Genomic DNA, 16,862 nt, shown 5'->3' with positions numbered 1-16,862 from the left:
CGCTCAAACTGTGGGAGCGGGCTTGCCTGCGATAGCGGTGTATCAGTAACAGATACCTGACCTGACACACCGCTATCGCAGGCAAGCCAGCTCCCACACGGGAACGTATTTCAACGCTGAGTCTCATGCCGGGTGGCCGTTTGCGCTCCCGGCTTTTTTATGCCCGGCAATCAGCCTGCTGAATACTCCTCAACAACCGCCAACCACAGGACTAGGGTAGGGGGCACGCCGCCTAATAATAAAAAACAGGGACGCAGTAATGACCGCCATGACCCGTTGTCTGGATCGTCCTGGATTCATGCCACGCTTGTCGCCCCATCACCTGTTGCGCCCACGCCTGGCCGGGCCATTGCTCAGCGCTCCCGCGCGGGTGAAGTTGCTCTGCGCCCCGGCTGGCAGTGGCAAGAGTGCGCTGCTCGCCGAGTGCGCGTTGCAAGCGCCTGCGGATTGCCAGGTGCATTGGTTGCCGTTGAACGGCGCGGCCCTGGATTTATGTCAGCGCCTGGCCCAAAGCCTCGGCCTCGATTTTGTCGATGAACCCACGCTGCTGCTGGCCCTGAACCGCTGGCAAGCACCTGCCTGGCTGTTTCTCGATGACTTTTGCCGGGCGCCGGCGCCTGAACTGGATGCGTTACTCGATCGCATCCTGGCGGCCAGCAGTCCCGTTTTAACCTGGTGGATCGGCGCGCGGCGGCGCCCGGCGTGTAACTGGCCCCGGCTGTTGCTCGACGATGAACTGTGGGAATGCAGCGCGGCCGAGTTGGCGTTTGACCACAACGAGCTCCAGCACCTGGCCGGGCCCCGCGCCGACAAGGTGCTGGCGTTCAGCGCCGGCTGGTGCGCCGGTGTGCGCATCGCCTTGCTTGAAGGCGAGGGGCACCCCGACAAAACCTTGCTCGATTACCTGCAACACGAGCTGTTCAGTGGCCTGGCCCCGGAACTGGCCGAAGCCTGGCGTGTGCTTGCGCACCTGCCACGTTTCAACCCGAGCCTGTGCGACCACCTGTTCGGTTTTGGCGACGGTGGCGCCTACCTGCGTGACTTGCAGGCGCTGGGCGCCTTTATCGAACCCTGGGAAGACGCCACCGACTGGCTGCAAATCTTCCCGCCGCTGGCGCAACTGCTGCGCGACGAACCCTGGCCGGCCAAGCGCTCCTGGCACCGTCTCGCCTGCCAATGGTTTACCGCCGCCGAGGACTGGCAGGCGGCGTTTGAACAGGCGCTGCTGGCCGAAGAGTACGAAGTGGCCGTGAGCCTGTTGCAGCATTTCAGTTTTGAAGACCTGTTCCGCCAGCAAAACGCCGTGCTCTTGTTACGCCTGCATGAGCAACATGGCGATGAATTGATGCTGGGTTCGGCACAGTTGGTGGGGCTGGTGACGGCGGCGTTGTTGTTTGCAGGGCGCTTCGATCAGGCGGCCTTGTGCATCGATCAACTGGCACGTTTCACCCCGCAACCGACCGCGCACCTGCAGCGCTACCTGTTGGCCCGTTGGCAGGCGCAATGGGGTTGGCTGCTGCATCTGGGCGGCGAAGCTGTGCGGGCCCGCGAGCATTTTTTCGAAGCCCTGCAAGACTTGCCCGAGAGCGCCTGGACCTCGCGCCTGATGTGCCTGTCGGGCCTGACCCAACAGGCTCTGCTGCGTGGCGAACTGGACGTGGCCCAGGCGCTGAACCGCGAGGCATTGTGCCTGGCGCGGTCCCATGGCTCCTTGTTGCTGGAGGCGTTGCTGGAGCTGGATCATGCGCAGTTGCTGGAGCAACGTGGCGCGCCCTATCGGGCCCAGAGCCTGCTGGAAAACGTGCAGCGGATGCTGGTGCAACAGCGGCTCAAGGCCGGGCCGTTGGTAGGCCGGATTTCGTTGCGACGTGGTCACTTGGCCCTGCGCCAGGGGCACGATGCGGTGGCCGCCGAATGCTTCGAATCCGGCCTGGGCATGTGCCTGCACAGCCAGGATAAACGCGTGCTCTATGGCTACCTCGGCCTGGCGTTATTGGCGGCCAACAAGGGCGATTACGCCGAGGCCTTTATCCAGTTGCGGGACGCCGAGCGCCTGATGCAACAACGCCAGGTGCCCGACACCGTGTACCGCGCTGTGCTGCTGTTGCTCAGCGGGCATTTCTGGCTGCAACAGGGCCGCGCCGAACTGACCCTGGAAGCAGTGACCCGCGTGCTGCGCCACTACCGTGAGCCCAAGGCCAAACAGGCGCCGCCGGCCACCCTTGAATTGATCCCGCGCCTTGAGTATTTGCAGGTATTGGCCGAAGTGAAATTGCGCCGTGCCGAAGAACCCATCGCCCGCCTGAGCGCGTTACTGGAGACCGCCCGGCAGCGGGGCATGCTGTGCCTGGAAGCGGAGTTGCAGTTGGTACTGGGGGAAGTGGCCTGGCAAGTCGGTGATCGACCGTTGGCCGTGCGCTCGCTTGAAGCCGGGCTGGAACTGGCGGGGCGTTGCCAGGTGCAGCAGGCGATTCGCGAGTTGCGGCTCAGGCAACCGGGGTTGTTGAGCGCGTTGGGGCTGGAGCCGCAGGAATGCCCGGCGGCGGCGGGGGAAAATCCCCTGAGCCAGCGTGAGCTTGAAGTGCTGCAGCTGATTGCCCAGGGCAATTCCAATCTGGAAATTGCCGGCCAATTGTTTATCTCGCTGCACACGGTGAAGACCCATGCGCGGCGCATTCACAGCAAGTTGGGCGTGGAGCGGCGCACGCAGGCAGTGGCCAAGGCCAAGACGCTGGGATTGATGGCTTGAACTCTAATCTCGACATCAACGCAGGCTAATGTGGGAGCCGGGCTTGCCCGCGATGACGGTGTGTCAGTGGCAGATAGCTAACCTGATGCACCGCTATCGCAGGCAAGCCAGCTCCCACAGTTGAACGGTGTTGTGTCAGGGAAGCTGATAACCCATGCGCCAACTCACCGCCTCGGTCGCCGCCAACAAACGCTTCGCCGCCGGCCCGTCTTCATCGGCATGGAACAACGACGTCGGTCCCACCACGGTCAGCACCGCCGCCACTTGCCCGACCGCGTTAAACACCGGCGCCGACAACGCGTCCACGCCGGGCATCAGCAAACCATGCACAAAGTGCAGGCCGCGCTGGCGGATCTGCGCGCAGGTGGTGGCGTACGCCTGGTCATCCGCCAACGCATGGGCGACGCCCGCCTGAATCTCCCGCTCACGCAACTCCACGGTTTCCCGCGACGGCAGGAAGGCGCTGAACACCAAGCCGGTGGACGAACTGAGCAACGGCAACACCGACCCCAATTGCGTGACCACCGTCACCGCGCGCACCGCCGGCTCGATATGCACCACCGTTGCGCCCTGGTTGCCCCAGACGGCCAGGAAGCAGGTTTCATTCAGTTCATCCCGCAGTTCCGCCAGGGGCAGGGCGGCGACTTTCAGCACGTCCATGCTGCCCAGCGCGGCCAGCCCCACACGCAAGGCTTCGCGGCCCAGCCCGTAATGGTTGGTGGCGGTGTTCTGTTCGGCAAAGCCTGAGGCAATCAGCGCCTGCAAGTAGCGGTGGACCTTGCTCGCCGGCATTTGCACGTGCTCGGCCAGGCGCGACAACGAGGTGGCCGGCGACAGTTCAGCCAGGGCCTTGAGGATGTCGGTGCCCACTTCAGCCGAGCGGACTTTCTGTTTACCGGTGTCGCGGGGAGCGGGCGGCTTTTCCATGGAGGGCATGAATCCGAAAGACGAATGGGCGTCTTTATAGCTTGACGGTCAACAGGTATCAAATTACGTTATGCGTAACTGGATTACGATAAAAACAACTTCCGCTCAGAGGATGATCCATGACCCTCGAATACCAATCGGGTTTTGGCAATGAATTTGCCACTGAAGCCTTGCCCGGTGCATTGCCCGTCGGCCAGAACGCCCCGCAAAAAGCGCCCTACGGGCTGTACACCGAACTCTTTTCCGGCACCGCCTTCACGATGGCCCGCAGCGAAGCCCGGCGCACCTGGTTGTATCGCATCCAGCCGTCGGCCAATCACCCGGCGTTCGTCAAGCTGGAGCGGCAACTGGCCGGTGGCCCGCTGGGCGCCGTGACGCCCAATCGCTTGCGCTGGAACCCGCTGGATATTCCGGATGAGCCGACAGATTTCATCGACGGGCTTGTCGGCATGGTCGCCAACGCCGGGTCGGAAAAACCCTCAGGCATCAGCATCTACACCTACCGTGCCAACCGCTCCATGGACCGCGTGTTCTTCAACGCCGACGGCGAACTGTTGCTCGTTCCCGAGCAGGGCCGCCTGCGCATCGCCACTGAACTGGGCGTGCTGGACGTGGAGCCGCTGGAAATTGTCGTGCTGCCACGCGGCCTGAAATTCCGCATCGAGCTGCTGGATACCCAGGCCCGCGGCTACGTCGCCGAAAACCACGGCGCACCGCTGCGCCTGCCGGACCTCGGCCCGATCGGCAGCAATGGCCTGGCCAACCCACGGGATTTCCTCACGCCCGTCGCCCATTACGAAGACCTCAAGCAACCGACCACACTGGTGCAGAAATTCCTCGGCGAACTGTGGGGCTGCGAGCTGGATCATTCACCGCTGAACGTGGTGGCGTGGCACGGCAACAACGTGCCGTACAAATATGACCTGCGCCGCTTCAACACCATTGGCACCGTGAGTTTCGATCACCCCGACCCGTCGATTTTCACCGTATTGACCTCGCCCACCAGCGTGCACGGCCTGGCCAACCTCGACTTCGTGATCTTCCCACCCCGCTGGATGGTCGCCGAAAACACCTTCCGGCCACCGTGGTTCCACCGCAACCTGATGAACGAATACATGGGCCTGATCCAGGGCGCCTACGACGCCAAGGCCGAAGGCTTCCTGCCCGGCGGCGCGTCGCTGCACAGTTGCATGAGCGCCCATGGCCCGGATGGCGAGACCTGCACCAAGGCCATCAACGCGACGCTTGAACCCCACAAGATTGATAACACCATGGCGTTCATGTTCGAGACCAGCCAGGTGCTGCGTCCTACACAGTTCGCGCTGGAATGCCCGCAACTGCAACCTTCCTACGACGCTTGCTGGGCCTCGCTGCCTGCAACCTTCAACCCGAATCGGAGATAACCCATGACTCAGCCTAATCTCACCCGCAGTTGGGTGCCTTGCGCCAACGGTCACCGGGATTTCCCGCTGCAAAACCTGCCGCTGGGTGTGTTCAGCCTCAACGGTTCGGCACCGCGCAGTGGCGTGGCGATTGGCGAGCAGATTCTTGATCTGCAGGCCGCTGTGGAATGCTTTGAGGGCGAAGCCCGGCGTGCCGTTGAAGCCACTGCTGGCGGTCAACTGAATGCGTTTTTCGAACTCGGCCGTGGCCCGCGCGTGGCCCTGCGTGAGCGCCTGTTGGAACTGCTGGCGGAAGGCAGCAGCCTGCAAGGCAAACTGCAAAGCGCGCTGCACCTGGCGGCCGATTGCGAGATGCACCTGCCAGCCAAAATCAACGACTACACCGATTTCTACGTGGGCATCGAGCACGCGCAAAACGTCGGCAAACTGTTCCGTCCCGACAACCCGCTGCTGCCCAACTACAAGTACGTGCCGATCGGCTACCACGGGCGCGCGTCGACGATTCGCCCGTCGGGCACTGACGTCCGCCGCCCGAAAGGCCAGACCCTGCCGGCCGGTCAAACCGAGCCGACCTTCGGCCCCTGCGCCCGCCTGGATTACGAACTGGAACTGGGCATCTGGATCGGCCAGGGCAATGCCATGGGCGACTCGATTGCCATCGGCGACGCCGCTGATCACATCGCCGGTTTCTGCCTGCTCAACGACTGGTCGGCGCGGGATATCCAGGCCTGGGAATACCAGCCGCTGGGCCCGTTCCTGTCCAAGAGTTTTATCACCAGCATTTCACCTTGGGTGGTGACGGCTGAAGCCCTGGAGCCGTTCCGCAAGGCACAACCGGCGCGCCCTGAAGGCGACCCGCAACCGCTGCCCTACCTGCTGGACAAGCGCGACCAGGCTGCCGGTGGTTTTGATATCGAACTGGAAGTGCTGCTGACCACCGCCTCGATGCGTGAGCAGAACCTGCCGGCCCATCGCCTGACCCTCAGCAACACCCAACACATGTACTGGACCGTGGCGCAAATGGTGGCGCACCACAGCGTCAACGGCTGCGAGTTGCAGGCCGGCGACCTGTTTGGTTCGGGCACCTTGTCGGGGCCTGAGGCGGGTCAGTTTGGCAGCCTGCTGGAGATCACCGAAGGCGGTAAAAAACCGATCGAACTGGCCTCCGGTGAAGTGCGTAAATTCCTCGAAGACGGCGACGAAATCATCCTGCGTGCCCGCTGCACCCGCGACGGGTTTGCCTCCATCGGCTTCGGCGAATGCCGGGGGACCGTGGTCGCGGCGCGCTGAGAGGGCGGGGCCATGGAACTCTATACCTACTACCGCTCCACTTCGTCGTATCGGGTGCGCATCGCGTTGGCCTTGAAGGGCCTGGATTTCACCGCGGTGCCGGTCAACCTGCTGGTGCCCAAGGGCGGCGCCAATCGCCAGCCGGAGTACCTGGCGATCAACCCCCAGGGTCGCGTGCCGGCCTTGCGTACCGATGACGGCGATGTGCTGATTCAGTCGCCGGCGATCATCGAGTACCTGGAGGAGCGTTATCCACAGGTGCCGTTGCTTTCCAGGGACCTGGCGACCCGTGCCCATGAGCGCGCGGTGGCGTCGATTATCGGTTGCGACATTCATCCTCTGCACAACTCCAGCACCCAGAACTTGCTCAAGCAATGGGGGCACGATGAAGCGCAGGTGCTGGAGTGGATCGGGCACTGGATCAGCCAGGGCCTGGCGGCGGTGGAGCAGTTGATCGGTGATCAGGGCTATTGCTTTGGCGAGCAGCCGGGGATGGCGGATACGTTTTTGATTCCGCAGCTGTATGCGGCCGAGCGGTTCAAGGTGTCGCTGGCGGCGTACCCGCGTATTCAGCGGGTGGCGGCCTTGGCGGCGCAGCATCCGGCGTTCATGCAGGCACATCCGGCGAATCAACCCGATACCCCTGACACGCCATAAATCAATGTGGGAGCTGGCTTGCCTGCGATAGCGATGTGTCAGGTTAGGTATCTGTTACTGATACACCGCCATCGCAGGCAAGCCAGCTCCCACATTTGATCTACAGCGTGTCCAAAAAAATATAAAAACAACACAGGTCCCTTGCGATGCACAATCAGATTGCCAGCTTTCGTGCGGCACTCGACGCCCGTCCGGTGTCGCGCTATCAGTGGTTGATTCTCTTGTTGCTGGCTCTGTTGCTGGTCACCGACGGCTACGACGCCCAGGTCCTGGGCTACGTGGTCCCGGCGCTGGCCAAGGACTGGGGCCTGGAAAAAGCCGCGTTCGGCCCGGTGTTCAGCGCCAACCTGCTGGGGCTGACCCTCGGTTCCCTGGCCGTCACGCCACTGGCGGATCGCTTTGGTGTGCGGCGCATCCTGCTGTGCTGCGTGCTGATCTACGCCAGCCTCACGGTGCTGATGGTCTTCGCCAATTCCCTGAATACCTTGATGGCCGCCCGCTTTATCTGCGGCATCGGCATGGGCGGCGCGATGCCCAGCGCCATGGCCTTGATGTCGGAATATTCACCCCCGCGCCTGCGAACGTTGATGGTGACGCTCGCGGCCTGTGGTTTCTCCTTTGGCGGCGCGGCGGGCGGTTTCGTGGCCGCCGGGTTTATCGACAGCTTTGGCTGGCAGGCGGTGTTCCTGGCCGGCGGCGTGACGCCGTTGCTGCTGTTCCCGTTTCTCGCCTGGATGTTGCCCGAATCCCTGCCGCGCCTGCTGCGTGACGCACCGCCGTATACGCGCCTGCAAAAAGTCACCGCGCGGATGTTGCCGGGTTGGCAACCGCCGGCGGCGAGCGAGGCAGAAAATCGTCAGGAGCAGGGCAGCAAACTGACGGTGGTGGAGCTGTTTCGCCATGGTTACGCACGCCCGACCTTGCTGCTGTGGGCGACGTTTTTTGTCAGCCTGATCCTGCTGTATTTCATGATCAGCTGGCTGCCTTCGCTGTTGCTGGAAAGCGGCCTGGGCCTGAACGAAGCCAACCTGGTGACCTCGATGTTCCTGTTCGCCGGGACCTTGGGCGCCATCGGCATGGCCTGGTTTGCCGACCGGCTGAAAAGCAAAGTGCGCCTGCTGTCCGGCGTACTCGCGGCGGCCGCGGTGTGCACCATTCTGTTGGGCCTGAACCACGACAACCCGCGCTATCTGGTGGCTTGCGTGTTCGCGGCGGGTTTCTGCATCATCGGCGGCCAACTGACCCTGAATGCGTTCGCCAGTAACTTCTACCCGGCTCACGTGCGAGCGACCGGTACCGGTTGGGCATTGGGCGTCGGCCGGTTCGGTTCGATCCTGGGGCCGCTGTTCGGCAGCCTGCTGCTGGCGATGCACATTCCGGTGCAGCAGATTTTCTTCTTCTGTGCGATTCCGGCGGTGATTGCTGCGTTGTTGATTATCCAGGTGCGCTCGCCAAAGAGCACGGTGTCACAGGGCGCTGATGCGTTAGCGGCGCCGGGCGCTGATCACGCGTAACCCCCACCCGGTGGACACGCTGCCATCACGCTGCCGAAGGTGGGTGATGGTGGCCAGGAAACGCTCTTTCAGGCGGGCCTTGGCGGGCGGTGTCAGCCGGTCGATATCGTAGGTTTCTTTTAATGACGTCCATAGTTCCTCTGGCTGAGGCTGCCAATGGACGTCGATATCTTCGACGCTGAGGTCGCTGAAGTGGTCTTCCAGCAAGGTGTGCCAGCCGGCTTCATTGCGGGTGCGCGGGTCGCCCATCGGCAGGTTGGGCAGGCGGTCTTCCTCGGCGATTGGACGAAAGGCTTCCAGAAACGCCACGCCGACTGGGCCCAGTAGAAAGCTTCTGCCAATCAGTACTGCCAATGTGCCACTGCTGCGCAGGACTCGCTGCACCTCTTGCAGCACCTGGTCGAGGTCATCCATCAGCATGATCGCCATGTGCGACAGCAGCACGTCGACACTGGCTGTAGCCACACTCAATGATTGGGCGCGTTCCTTGAGCAGGGTGACCTCAACTGGAAGACACTCGCGGGCGGCGTCGAGCTCTGCCTGGCTCATGTCGACACCGATCAGTTGCAAGCCGGGTTGCTGGCGGTCGGCCAGCAGCTTGAGCAGATAACCATCGCCGCAGGCCAGGTCCAGGACGGTGAGTGGGCTGTGTGTTGCCGGCACGTGCGCCGTCAACGCGGCATAGGAAGAGCTGTATTTCACCGCCCTCAGTTCGGCGAACGCCGCGCTGGTGGTGCCGGGTTGGCGCTGGTGGAAATCTTCGAGGTAACGTTCGGCGGGGGAGCGCAGGGGCATGACAACCTCATCCATGGGGCGGTACAGCTTACGCCAAGCCGGTCAATGCACCACAGAGTTAGGCGGCAAATGCCCCAGCCGCTCGGTCAGGCGCAGGCGCTGGATCGGGTCTTCGCTGAGCATCAATGCATGCTCAAGGTCAAAACGCTCGGCATTCGGGCAATCCAGGCGCTGATACAAACTGGCCCGGGCCAGGTAATCGGCGGCGCTGGCATTGCCCAGCTCCAGCACGCGCTCGGCATCCACCAGCGCAGCCAGATGCTCGTCATTGGACAGGTGCAACTGGCGCAGATTGCGTGACAGCCGCTGCAGGATCGAACGCGGTTCGGCGGTGTGCAGGTGGTCGGCCTGCAATTTGAGATTGGGCCCGTACTGGCGAGTCAGCAGTTCGCGGCAGTCGTTGGGGTACAGCCGTCGGCCGCCGCAGGGGTCGAGCAGATGATCGGCCCCCGGTACGCGCAACAGGAAGTGTCCCGGAAAGTTGACGCCCACCAGGGGAATGTCCAGGCGCCGGGCCAGTTCCAGGGCAATCAGCCCCAATGCCAGAGGCTGCCCGCGCTTGCGCTTCAACACCTTGTCCAGCAGGGCGGCGGCGGGGCGCAGTGGCGTGTGGTCATCCTGGGCAAACCCCAGGTCGTTCATGCGCCGCAGCAGTGGTTGCCCCAGTTCATCCGGCGGCAGCATCGGCATGCTGAGGCTGACCAACTGTTGCAACACCTTGAAGTCCTGCAGGATAGCCAAAGGATCGACTGCCGGGTCGTGCTCGGCCGCCATCCACAGCGCAGCTTCAAACAGCGCGGGCGGTGACCGTTCCAGGCAGGCGAAAAAGGCTTTGCGGGGATTCATTGGGTTCTCCGGCGGATGTCTCGTTTTAGCCTTGCTGTGCACTTTCGTCCAGTACCTTGAGAAACGCCCTGCCTGTTTATGTCGCAAACCCTTTAAAACCGGTGGCCTTATTCCTGCGCGCTTCAGCAGGCTTTCGCTGGCAGTCCTATACTTGGCGCCTACAAGAAGTGATTCGGGAGCTCGACGATGTTTGCGCTCATGCACAGCACCCGCCTTGAATCGCTGCACCTGAGCGTCGACCCGGCTACCGGGTTGAAGGCGGTCATTGCCATCCACAACAGCCGCCTGGGCCCCGCCCTCGGAGGTTGCCGCTACCTCTCTTACCCCGACGATGAAAGTGCCGTGGCGGATGCCGCGCGCCTGGCCCAAGGCATGAGCTACAAGGCTGCCCTGGCCGGTTTGCCGGTGGGTGGCGGCAACGCGGTGATCATCCGCCCCGCCCATGTCGAAAGCCGCGCCGCGCTGTTTGAAGCCTTTGGGCGCTGCATCGAGCAGCTTGATGGCCGCTACATCACCGCCATCGACAGCGGCACCTCGGTGGCCGACATGGATTGCATCGCCCAGCAGACCCGCTATGTCACCAGCACCACAGCGGCCGGCGACCCGTCGCCTCACGCCGCCATGGGGGTATTCGCCGGCATCCGCACCACCGCCATGGCCCGCCTTGGCAGCGATAATCTTGAAGGTTTGCGCGTGGCGATCCAGGGCCTGGGCAACGTCGGTTATGCCCTGGCCGAGCAACTGCACGCCGCCGGGGCCGAGTTGCTGGTGAGCGACATCGACCACGGCAAAGTGCAACTGGCCATGGAACAGCTGGGCGCGCACCCGATTGCCAACGAAGCCTTGCTCAGCACCCCGTGCGACATCCTTGCGCCCTGTGGCGTGGGCGCGGTGTTCAACCGCTACACGGTCGCGCAGTTGCGCTGCGCGGCGGTAGCCGGCTCTGCGAGTGCGCAACTGACCAACCTGCAAGTGGCCGATCAACTGGAAGGGCGTGGGATTCTTTACGCGCCCGACTACGTGATCAACTCCGGCGGCCTGATCTACGTCGCCCTCAAGCACGGTGGCGCAGAGCTGGAAACCATCACCGCGCACCTGTCGAATATTGGCACCCGCCTGACCGAAATCTTCGCCCACGCCCAGGCGGAAAAACGCTCACCCGCGCGGGTGGCGGATGAGCTGGCGGAGCGGTTGCTGTACCGCTGAAGCGGGTCAACGCTGATATTTCTCCCGGGCCAATTGGCCTACGCCCATGCGATCAAGGATGTGCATCGGGCACAGGATCGTGACCCGCACGGTTCCCGGCAGGCGGCTGATTTCGATGGAACCGTTGATGGTCGCGCGGTTGCGCACTTCGTCGATCGGCAGCCCGGTCACGGCAGCGGCGCGTTCCAGTCCGTTTTCTGTCGCGACATTAAGATTTATCCCACTGCCGATAAAGGTGATGGGTGCGTTCTCCTCGATCTCCACCTGGCCCCAGCGCTCGCCCAATGCCTTCACCCGCAGGCGTTGTTCCGCGTTCATCGGGCGCGCCATGGGCGGCAGGTCATCGAGGTTTTGCAGCAGGATCGGACCGTCCAGGCTCAGGCCTTTGATCACGTGCACCGTCAATTCGGTTTCTCCCGACACATCGGTGGCATGCCCGGCAATTTCGCCGTTGCCCTGCTGGGCATGCATATCACCCATGTACACCCCCGCGCCGGGGACTTTCACCGGGCAGATCAGGATGCAGCCCTCGCGCACCGAATTGGTGTCCATGTGGCCATCGGTTTTCGCGGCGTGGAGTTCTTCGTGGGTCATGCTGTAGCGATGGGGCGCGCCCACCAGGTACTGGCCGAAGTCGGCGCAGTTGTGGGAGTCCGGCAGATCCCGTGAAGGCGTGGTGCCGATGTTGCCCAGGAACGGGCGCATATGCGCGGCCAGGCCGGGGATGTCGGCGCGGGCCAGGGACAGGATCGAATGCTGTGCCGACAGTTCGGGCAGCGCCGACAGGTCCGAGGCCTTGCCGGCCAGGCGGTCTGCCACGGCCTGGTTGACCGTCAAACTTACCTGATGCTCGGCATCCAGGACGATCACGTAGCCATTGCTGAAGCGGAATGCACTGACTTCGGCCCCGCAGGCATTGCAGCGGATAGCGTCTTCGCCAATGCCTTCGACATGGCTGGCGGGATGCTCTTGCCCGCAGTTGGAGCAGAACTTCGCGACAAACGGGTCGCCGTGGTAGCGCCCCTCGACAAAACTCATGACCCCCGAGGACGTGGCCAGGGAGGTGACCCGCATGCGTGTGATCTTCAGCGCCACCGCGTCCCCAACTTCTGCCCCGGCGATGAATACCGGCTGGGTGACTTCATGGCCGCCCTCGAAGGCCGGGGTGATCATCGGGCCCCAGCAGCCGGGCGGGGTGCCGGTGATCAAGGTGCCCCCGTCGGCCAGTGGCCCGAGCATTTTCTGGCTGGGGCCGAGCAGGCCGTTGGTGTAGGACGTGACGCTGAGGCGGTCGACAGCTGGGAGGTTATTCATTTTATTTTCCTGGCCCTGGGTGATTGAATGTTCAGCAGGCTTCATCACTTAACCGCCGGTGTGTATCTGTCGTGTGTCGCGCTGCCGCGATTGCCGGTCCGTGTGTATCTGAGGCGCATCCATACACACTCTGATACACCCGCAGTGGCGGACACGGGCAAATACAGATATCTCTGTTATCAAACCCATCAGAACGAGGTTGGCATGTCCAAACAAACAGCAGGGCGCTCCAGCGGGCGCATGATCACCTTCAAACGTCCGGATGGCGGGGACGTCAACGGCTACTTGGCCAGCCCGGCAGTACTCGAAGGCGCGCCGGCGATCGTGGTGATCCAGGAGTGGTGGGGCGTCAACGATCAGATCAAGGGCGTGGCCAACCGCTTGGCGGAGTGCGGTTACCGGGTGCTGGTGCCGGACCTTTATCGCGGCGCCTCCACGGTGGAAGAGGAAGAAGCTCACCACCTGATGGATGGTCTGGATTTTGGCGATGCGGTTTCCCAGGACATCAAGGGCGCTGTGCAGTACTTGCAGGCGGACTCGAAAAAAGTCGGCGTGACCGGTTACTGCATGGGCGGGGCGTTGACGTTGCTGGCGCTGAACGCAATTGCGGAAGTGGCTGCGGGCGTGGTGTGGTACGGCTTCCCGCCGCTGGAGTATCTGGATGCGTCGAAAATCAAGGCGCCGCTGATCGGGCACTGGGGCACGCAAGATGCCTTCTTCAACATCGACACCGTGGCTGAGCTGGAGTCAAAGCTGCACGCGGCGGGTGTGGACGCGACTTTCCATCGCTACCTGGCGCGCCATGCGTTTGCCAACGAGACGGCGATTGGCGATGGTCGGATTGCAGACACGCAATACGATGCCGCCTGGTCGCAACTGGCGTGGGACCGCACGTTGACGTTCTTTGGCAAGACCTTGTGGTAGGCATAAAACACGCTTTACCGGCCTACACATAACCCTGTGGTGAGGGCTTTCTATGGTGAAAGGGCTGGTCCTGTGGTGAGGGGGCTTGTCCCCCTCACCACAGGACAAGCCCCCTCACCACAATAAACCCCAGCTACAACAATCCCACTGACGAACGGCAACGCATCACTCAGCCTCAGGCTGCCCAATCTCCGCCAATGCACTCGCATTGTTCTTGAACGCCGCCGCAAACGCCGCGCGGTTCTTGGCCATGAAAATACCGGCATCTTCAGCCTGCTTCTCGCTCAAGCCTTCGACGTTTTTCAGCAGCACTTCCATCAGGGACTCTGCCAGTTCAAGCATCTGGTCGTGTGCGTCGGCAAGTTTGCGATCCACGAATGTAGTCTCCAGGTCACGGGTACTGCGATACAGGGTTTCAACAGCCATTTTTCGGCCTCGTCATCGGTGCAGTATTGAAGGGAGTTGCCCTTGGTTCGGGTGTCGCCAAGCGTTCTCGCGACTACTGTATTTATATACAGCTAAAAGCATAAGCCAATCCATGGGCTTTGGGTAGTGGCTTTTTAATGTAGTTGGAATACGGGGGTTTGCAGCAAGAGAAATTTCTGACAACTTGCCGGGGTTGCGCCGGCTTCGTCCGTTCGCTTACCTTCCTCGGGCGCTGCAAATGCAGCGGACGGGCTTGGCGGCTCGGTAACGAAAGGCGTAACAACGTCCCAACAAGATTGCAGACGCTTCGTGGCGTTTGTATTCCTGTGTCATGACGGGTTGCGCATGGACCCTTCGGGGTGCCGGTTTTCTTCTTTCGTACCGGTCCGCCAACCTTGTGCAATCCGTCACCCAATCTGCTTGGCGGCAGATGGGGACGGTCCTTAATACGGAAGAGTCTGACCATGAAAAAGATTACCCCGAGTCCCCCTTACGATTCACACACTGACACCCGTCTTCAAGCCGCAGCCAACCGCGCGATTGATCACTATCTGCGCCCTGAAGCACCTGACCCACCTTCCGAGCCCTCCTCGATTCTTTTCAGCGTAACGCCCAATGCCGATACGGAAACGTTACTCGCCAACGCCAGCGAAACCTTGAACAGTGCCCGTGAAATGGCCAGCAGCCTGGCTTTTGAGCTTGAGGGCCCACAGCGAAGTTTGCTTCTGGCGATCCACCAACTGCTGGAAATGAGTGGTTTATTGGTCGATCAAGCGTTGGATCAAGTCGCCCCGACCTGATGTTGGACTGCTAAGTCGTTCCTGCGCTGGTGGGAACGACTGCATAAGGAGCCACAATGAGTTTTCATGACGTTCCGGAATTGCCTGAAAGCGAAAGTTCTGCTGTTTCTAATGACCGTTGGTTCCGCGCCAACGTGCAGGCCGCCCTTGAAGACGCGAGACCAGGCATCCCTCATGATCAGGTCATGTCGGAAATAAAGGCGCTGATAGATGTTAAGCGTTTGGTTCATAAACCCGATTGAAGTGCCTCATATCACCCCGCCACCATCTCACTCCCTGTTCCCTGGCCTTTTTTCTGCATGCAGAGAAACCGTCACGTCCAACCCGCATTATCCGGTCGAGCCGACCTAAGGAAGCATCATCGTGAAAATCAACTGGGCTGAAAACCTGCGCAAGACCGTGCACCAACTGGCCGAGTCCTTGGGAAATCTGTTCGTCGAGACCTTCCACTACCTGGCGCTGTTCGCCATTGGTGCGGTGACCGCCTATGCAGCGGTGATGGAATTTCTGGGGATGCTGGAAACGGGGCACATCAAGATCGATGACATCTTGCTGCTGTTCATCTACCGAACTGGGGGCGATGGTCGGGATTTACTTCAAGACCAACCACATGCCGGTGCGCTTTCTGATCTACGTGGCGATCACGGCGCTGACCCGCCTGCTGATCTCCAACGTGTCCCACCACAACCCGCCCGACATCGGCATCATCTACCTGTGCGGTGGGATTCTGCTGTTGGCGTTCGCGATTCTGGTGGTGCGGTATGCGTCGTCGGCGTTTCCGTCGGTGAAGGTCGAAGGCCCGCGCCGCAAGGGCGAGGCGAGCCTTGAAACAGAAAAGGGTGAGCTGTAACTCTCGTATTCCTCGACATCACTGAATCAAATATAAAACCTTCTAGCGCCTTAATTCAGCCGACGCTAGGAGGTGGTTTGTTGTTCAAGTGGATACATTTTTTTGGCTAAACCCTATATGGCTGAGTTGATTTTTGTTGGAGAACCCGGTAAGAGTTGTTGGTGTATCTGTGTTTTTGATGTAGTCAGGGAGCAAGTGATTAGGGAGTTATATGAATACTATTACTGAACAGTTTCCGCCTTTAGATCTAAATTATTTGACGTATGAAATCAAAAACTTCACATCGTTATCGTTAGTAGAAAAGCACTCATTTATACTAGAGTTAGTAACAAAACATCCGCTTCTAGGCTTGGATTTTTCTGGTGGATCTACATTTCGTCGGGTAAGGAAGATCGGAGAAGGTGATTACCCTTCTTCTATTCAGGATTTGCTTTGGAGAATTGGAAGTGTTCCTTCTGTTGGCAGAGCTAACCCAGAGGGTTTTCCAGTACTTTATGTATCTGATAGACCTGAGACTGCTTTTAGTGAAACTCATGTGAATGATGATTTTATATTGTTAACGGAGTTGCGGATTCGAGATGGCGCTCGTTGTAGAATTGCTCCGATTGGTGAGATGTTGCAGATTCAGCGGACCGGTAGAGGATTTCTTTCTGGCAAGGCCTCATCCGTAATCAATGATATGTTAAATTCTTGTGATTTAGAGCAAGTAAAAGCGCTTTTGATATCTGATTCATTTTTGTTTGAATGTTTAGTTAAGGATGATGATAAATACTTGCTTTCATCATTTGTTGCAAAAGCGATCTTTGAGAAAGATCGAAATATATCTGCAGTGGCATTTCCTAGCGTCAGGCAGTATGGAGCGATTAATTTTGCTATACGTACTGATGATTTTTGGAATTCTTGGGGAATTGTTGGCGCTCGTAGAATGCGGGCGCGCCATCTAGCGTGTGGTTTTTATACAACATCACATACAGAGCATGTGGTAGAGATTGCCCAGGGAGATGAGCTGGTTTGGGAGAAAGGAAATATTGAGGATAATGTCGCTCGTGTATTTGAACCTCCGTGGCATAGAGGGTTATAAGGAAATGTTGTGCGGTAATATGGTTTTTTGCGTACTTCTCGCTGATGCTTTTTGAGATTTGGTGATTTTGATTTGTGGAT

15 protein-coding genes and 1 pseudogene are annotated in these 16,862 nt (G+C 60.5%); 11 read left to right on the top strand and 5 right to left on the bottom strand.

From position 1 onward, the window contains the following. The first annotated feature begins 259 nt into the window (after positions 1-259). A complete protein-coding gene (locus JFV30_RS02530; RefSeq protein WP_201121740.1) occupies positions 260-2,749 on the top strand; it encodes a LuxR C-terminal-related transcriptional regulator in 2,490 nt (829 codons plus the stop codon). 135 nt (positions 2,750-2,884) lie between these two features. Here JFV30_RS02530 and JFV30_RS02525 read toward each other — a convergent pair whose 3' ends face one another. Beyond that, on the bottom strand, positions 2,885-3,676 hold the full coding sequence (locus tag JFV30_RS02525; protein ID WP_201121738.1) for an IclR family transcriptional regulator: 792 nt from the start codon (positions 3,674-3,676) through the stop codon (positions 2,885-2,887). Positions 3,677-3,795: 119 nt separating this feature from the next. On the opposite strand from JFV30_RS02525, the gene hmgA reads away from it, so the two are divergent. From hmgA to JFV30_RS02505, 4 genes are all read left to right on the top strand, one after another. After that, positions 3,796-5,079: a homogentisate 1,2-dioxygenase gene (hmgA, locus tag JFV30_RS02520; protein WP_201121737.1), complete on the top strand. Its 1,284-nt coding sequence runs from the start codon at positions 3,796-3,798 to the stop codon at positions 5,077-5,079. Between the two features lie 3 nt (positions 5,080-5,082). After that, the gene (fahA, locus tag JFV30_RS02515; protein ID WP_201121735.1) at positions 5,083-6,369 is read left to right on the top strand and encodes a fumarylacetoacetase; all 1,287 of its coding nucleotides are present in this window, start codon (positions 5,083-5,085) and stop codon (positions 6,367-6,369) included. Between the two features lie 12 nt (positions 6,370-6,381). Further along, positions 6,382-7,026, top strand: coding sequence for a maleylacetoacetate isomerase (gene maiA, locus JFV30_RS02510; protein WP_201121732.1), 645 nt, complete (start codon positions 6,382-6,384; stop codon positions 7,024-7,026). A gap of 146 nt (positions 7,027-7,172) precedes the next feature. After that, a complete protein-coding gene (locus JFV30_RS02505) occupies positions 7,173-8,540 on the top strand; it encodes an MFS transporter (protein WP_201121730.1) in 1,368 nt (455 codons plus the stop codon). Here JFV30_RS02505 and JFV30_RS02500 read toward each other — a convergent pair. Then, positions 8,511-9,335, bottom strand: coding sequence for a class I SAM-dependent methyltransferase (locus tag JFV30_RS02500; protein WP_201121728.1), 825 nt, complete (start codon positions 9,333-9,335; stop codon positions 8,511-8,513). The two genes, JFV30_RS02505 and JFV30_RS02500, sit on opposite strands and share 30 nt — an antisense overlap. Positions 9,336-9,377: 42 nt before the next feature. Further along, on the bottom strand, positions 9,378-10,181 hold the full coding sequence (locus JFV30_RS02495; RefSeq protein WP_010176964.1) for a SirB1 family protein: 804 nt from the start codon (positions 10,179-10,181) through the stop codon (positions 9,378-9,380). A 186-nt stretch (positions 10,182-10,367) separates the two neighbouring features. On the opposite strand from JFV30_RS02495, the gene JFV30_RS02490 reads away from it, so the two are divergent. Further along, the gene (locus JFV30_RS02490) at positions 10,368-11,387 is read left to right on the top strand and encodes a Leu/Phe/Val dehydrogenase (RefSeq protein WP_010176963.1); all 1,020 of its coding nucleotides are present in this window, start codon (positions 10,368-10,370) and stop codon (positions 11,385-11,387) included. 6 nt (positions 11,388-11,393) lie between these two features. On the opposite strand, the gene JFV30_RS02485 is transcribed toward JFV30_RS02490, so the two are convergent. Further along, a complete protein-coding gene (locus JFV30_RS02485; protein ID WP_201121725.1) occupies positions 11,394-12,701 on the bottom strand; it encodes an acetamidase/formamidase family protein in 1,308 nt (435 codons plus the stop codon). A 204-nt stretch (positions 12,702-12,905) separates the two neighbouring features. Between JFV30_RS02485 and JFV30_RS02480 the strand changes: the two genes are divergently transcribed. Then, on the top strand, positions 12,906-13,625 hold the full coding sequence (locus JFV30_RS02480) for a dienelactone hydrolase family protein (RefSeq protein WP_010176961.1): 720 nt from the start codon (positions 12,906-12,908) through the stop codon (positions 13,623-13,625). Between the two features lie 165 nt (positions 13,626-13,790). Here JFV30_RS02480 and JFV30_RS02475 read toward each other — a convergent pair whose 3' ends face one another. Continuing rightward, on the bottom strand, positions 13,791-14,051 hold the full coding sequence (locus JFV30_RS02475; protein WP_010176960.1) for a YebG family protein: 261 nt from the start codon (positions 14,049-14,051) through the stop codon (positions 13,791-13,793). A 464-nt stretch (positions 14,052-14,515) separates the two neighbouring features. Here JFV30_RS02475 and JFV30_RS02470 point away from each other — a divergent pair, with 464 nt between their 5' ends. The 4 genes and pseudogenes from JFV30_RS02470 (at position 14,516) to JFV30_RS02455 (ending at position 16,782) form a co-directional block, all read left to right on the top strand. After that, a complete protein-coding gene (locus tag JFV30_RS02470) occupies positions 14,516-14,851 on the top strand; it encodes a DUF6124 family protein (protein ID WP_201121724.1) in 336 nt (111 codons plus the stop codon). A 56-nt stretch (positions 14,852-14,907) separates the two neighbouring features. Continuing rightward, positions 14,908-15,093, top strand: coding sequence for a type II toxin-antitoxin system RelB family antitoxin (relB, locus tag JFV30_RS02465; RefSeq protein WP_201121722.1), 186 nt, complete (start codon positions 14,908-14,910; stop codon positions 15,091-15,093). A gap of 121 nt (positions 15,094-15,214) precedes the next feature. Then, positions 15,215-15,701, top strand: a pseudogene (locus JFV30_RS02460) (phosphate-starvation-inducible protein PsiE). Between the two features lie 211 nt (positions 15,702-15,912). Next, on the top strand, positions 15,913-16,782 hold the full coding sequence (locus JFV30_RS02455) for an RES family NAD+ phosphorylase (protein WP_201121721.1): 870 nt from the start codon (positions 15,913-15,915) through the stop codon (positions 16,780-16,782). The last annotated feature ends 80 nt before the right edge of the window (positions 16,783-16,862 follow it).

Origin of the sequence: Pseudomonas sp. TH32 (genome assembly GCF_016650855.1) — a bacterium.
Taxonomy (GTDB): Bacteria; Pseudomonadota; Gammaproteobacteria; order Pseudomonadales; family Pseudomonadaceae; genus Aquipseudomonas.
Note: the sequence above shows the minus strand (reverse complement) of the source record. Positions and strands in the feature narration are given on the sequence as shown.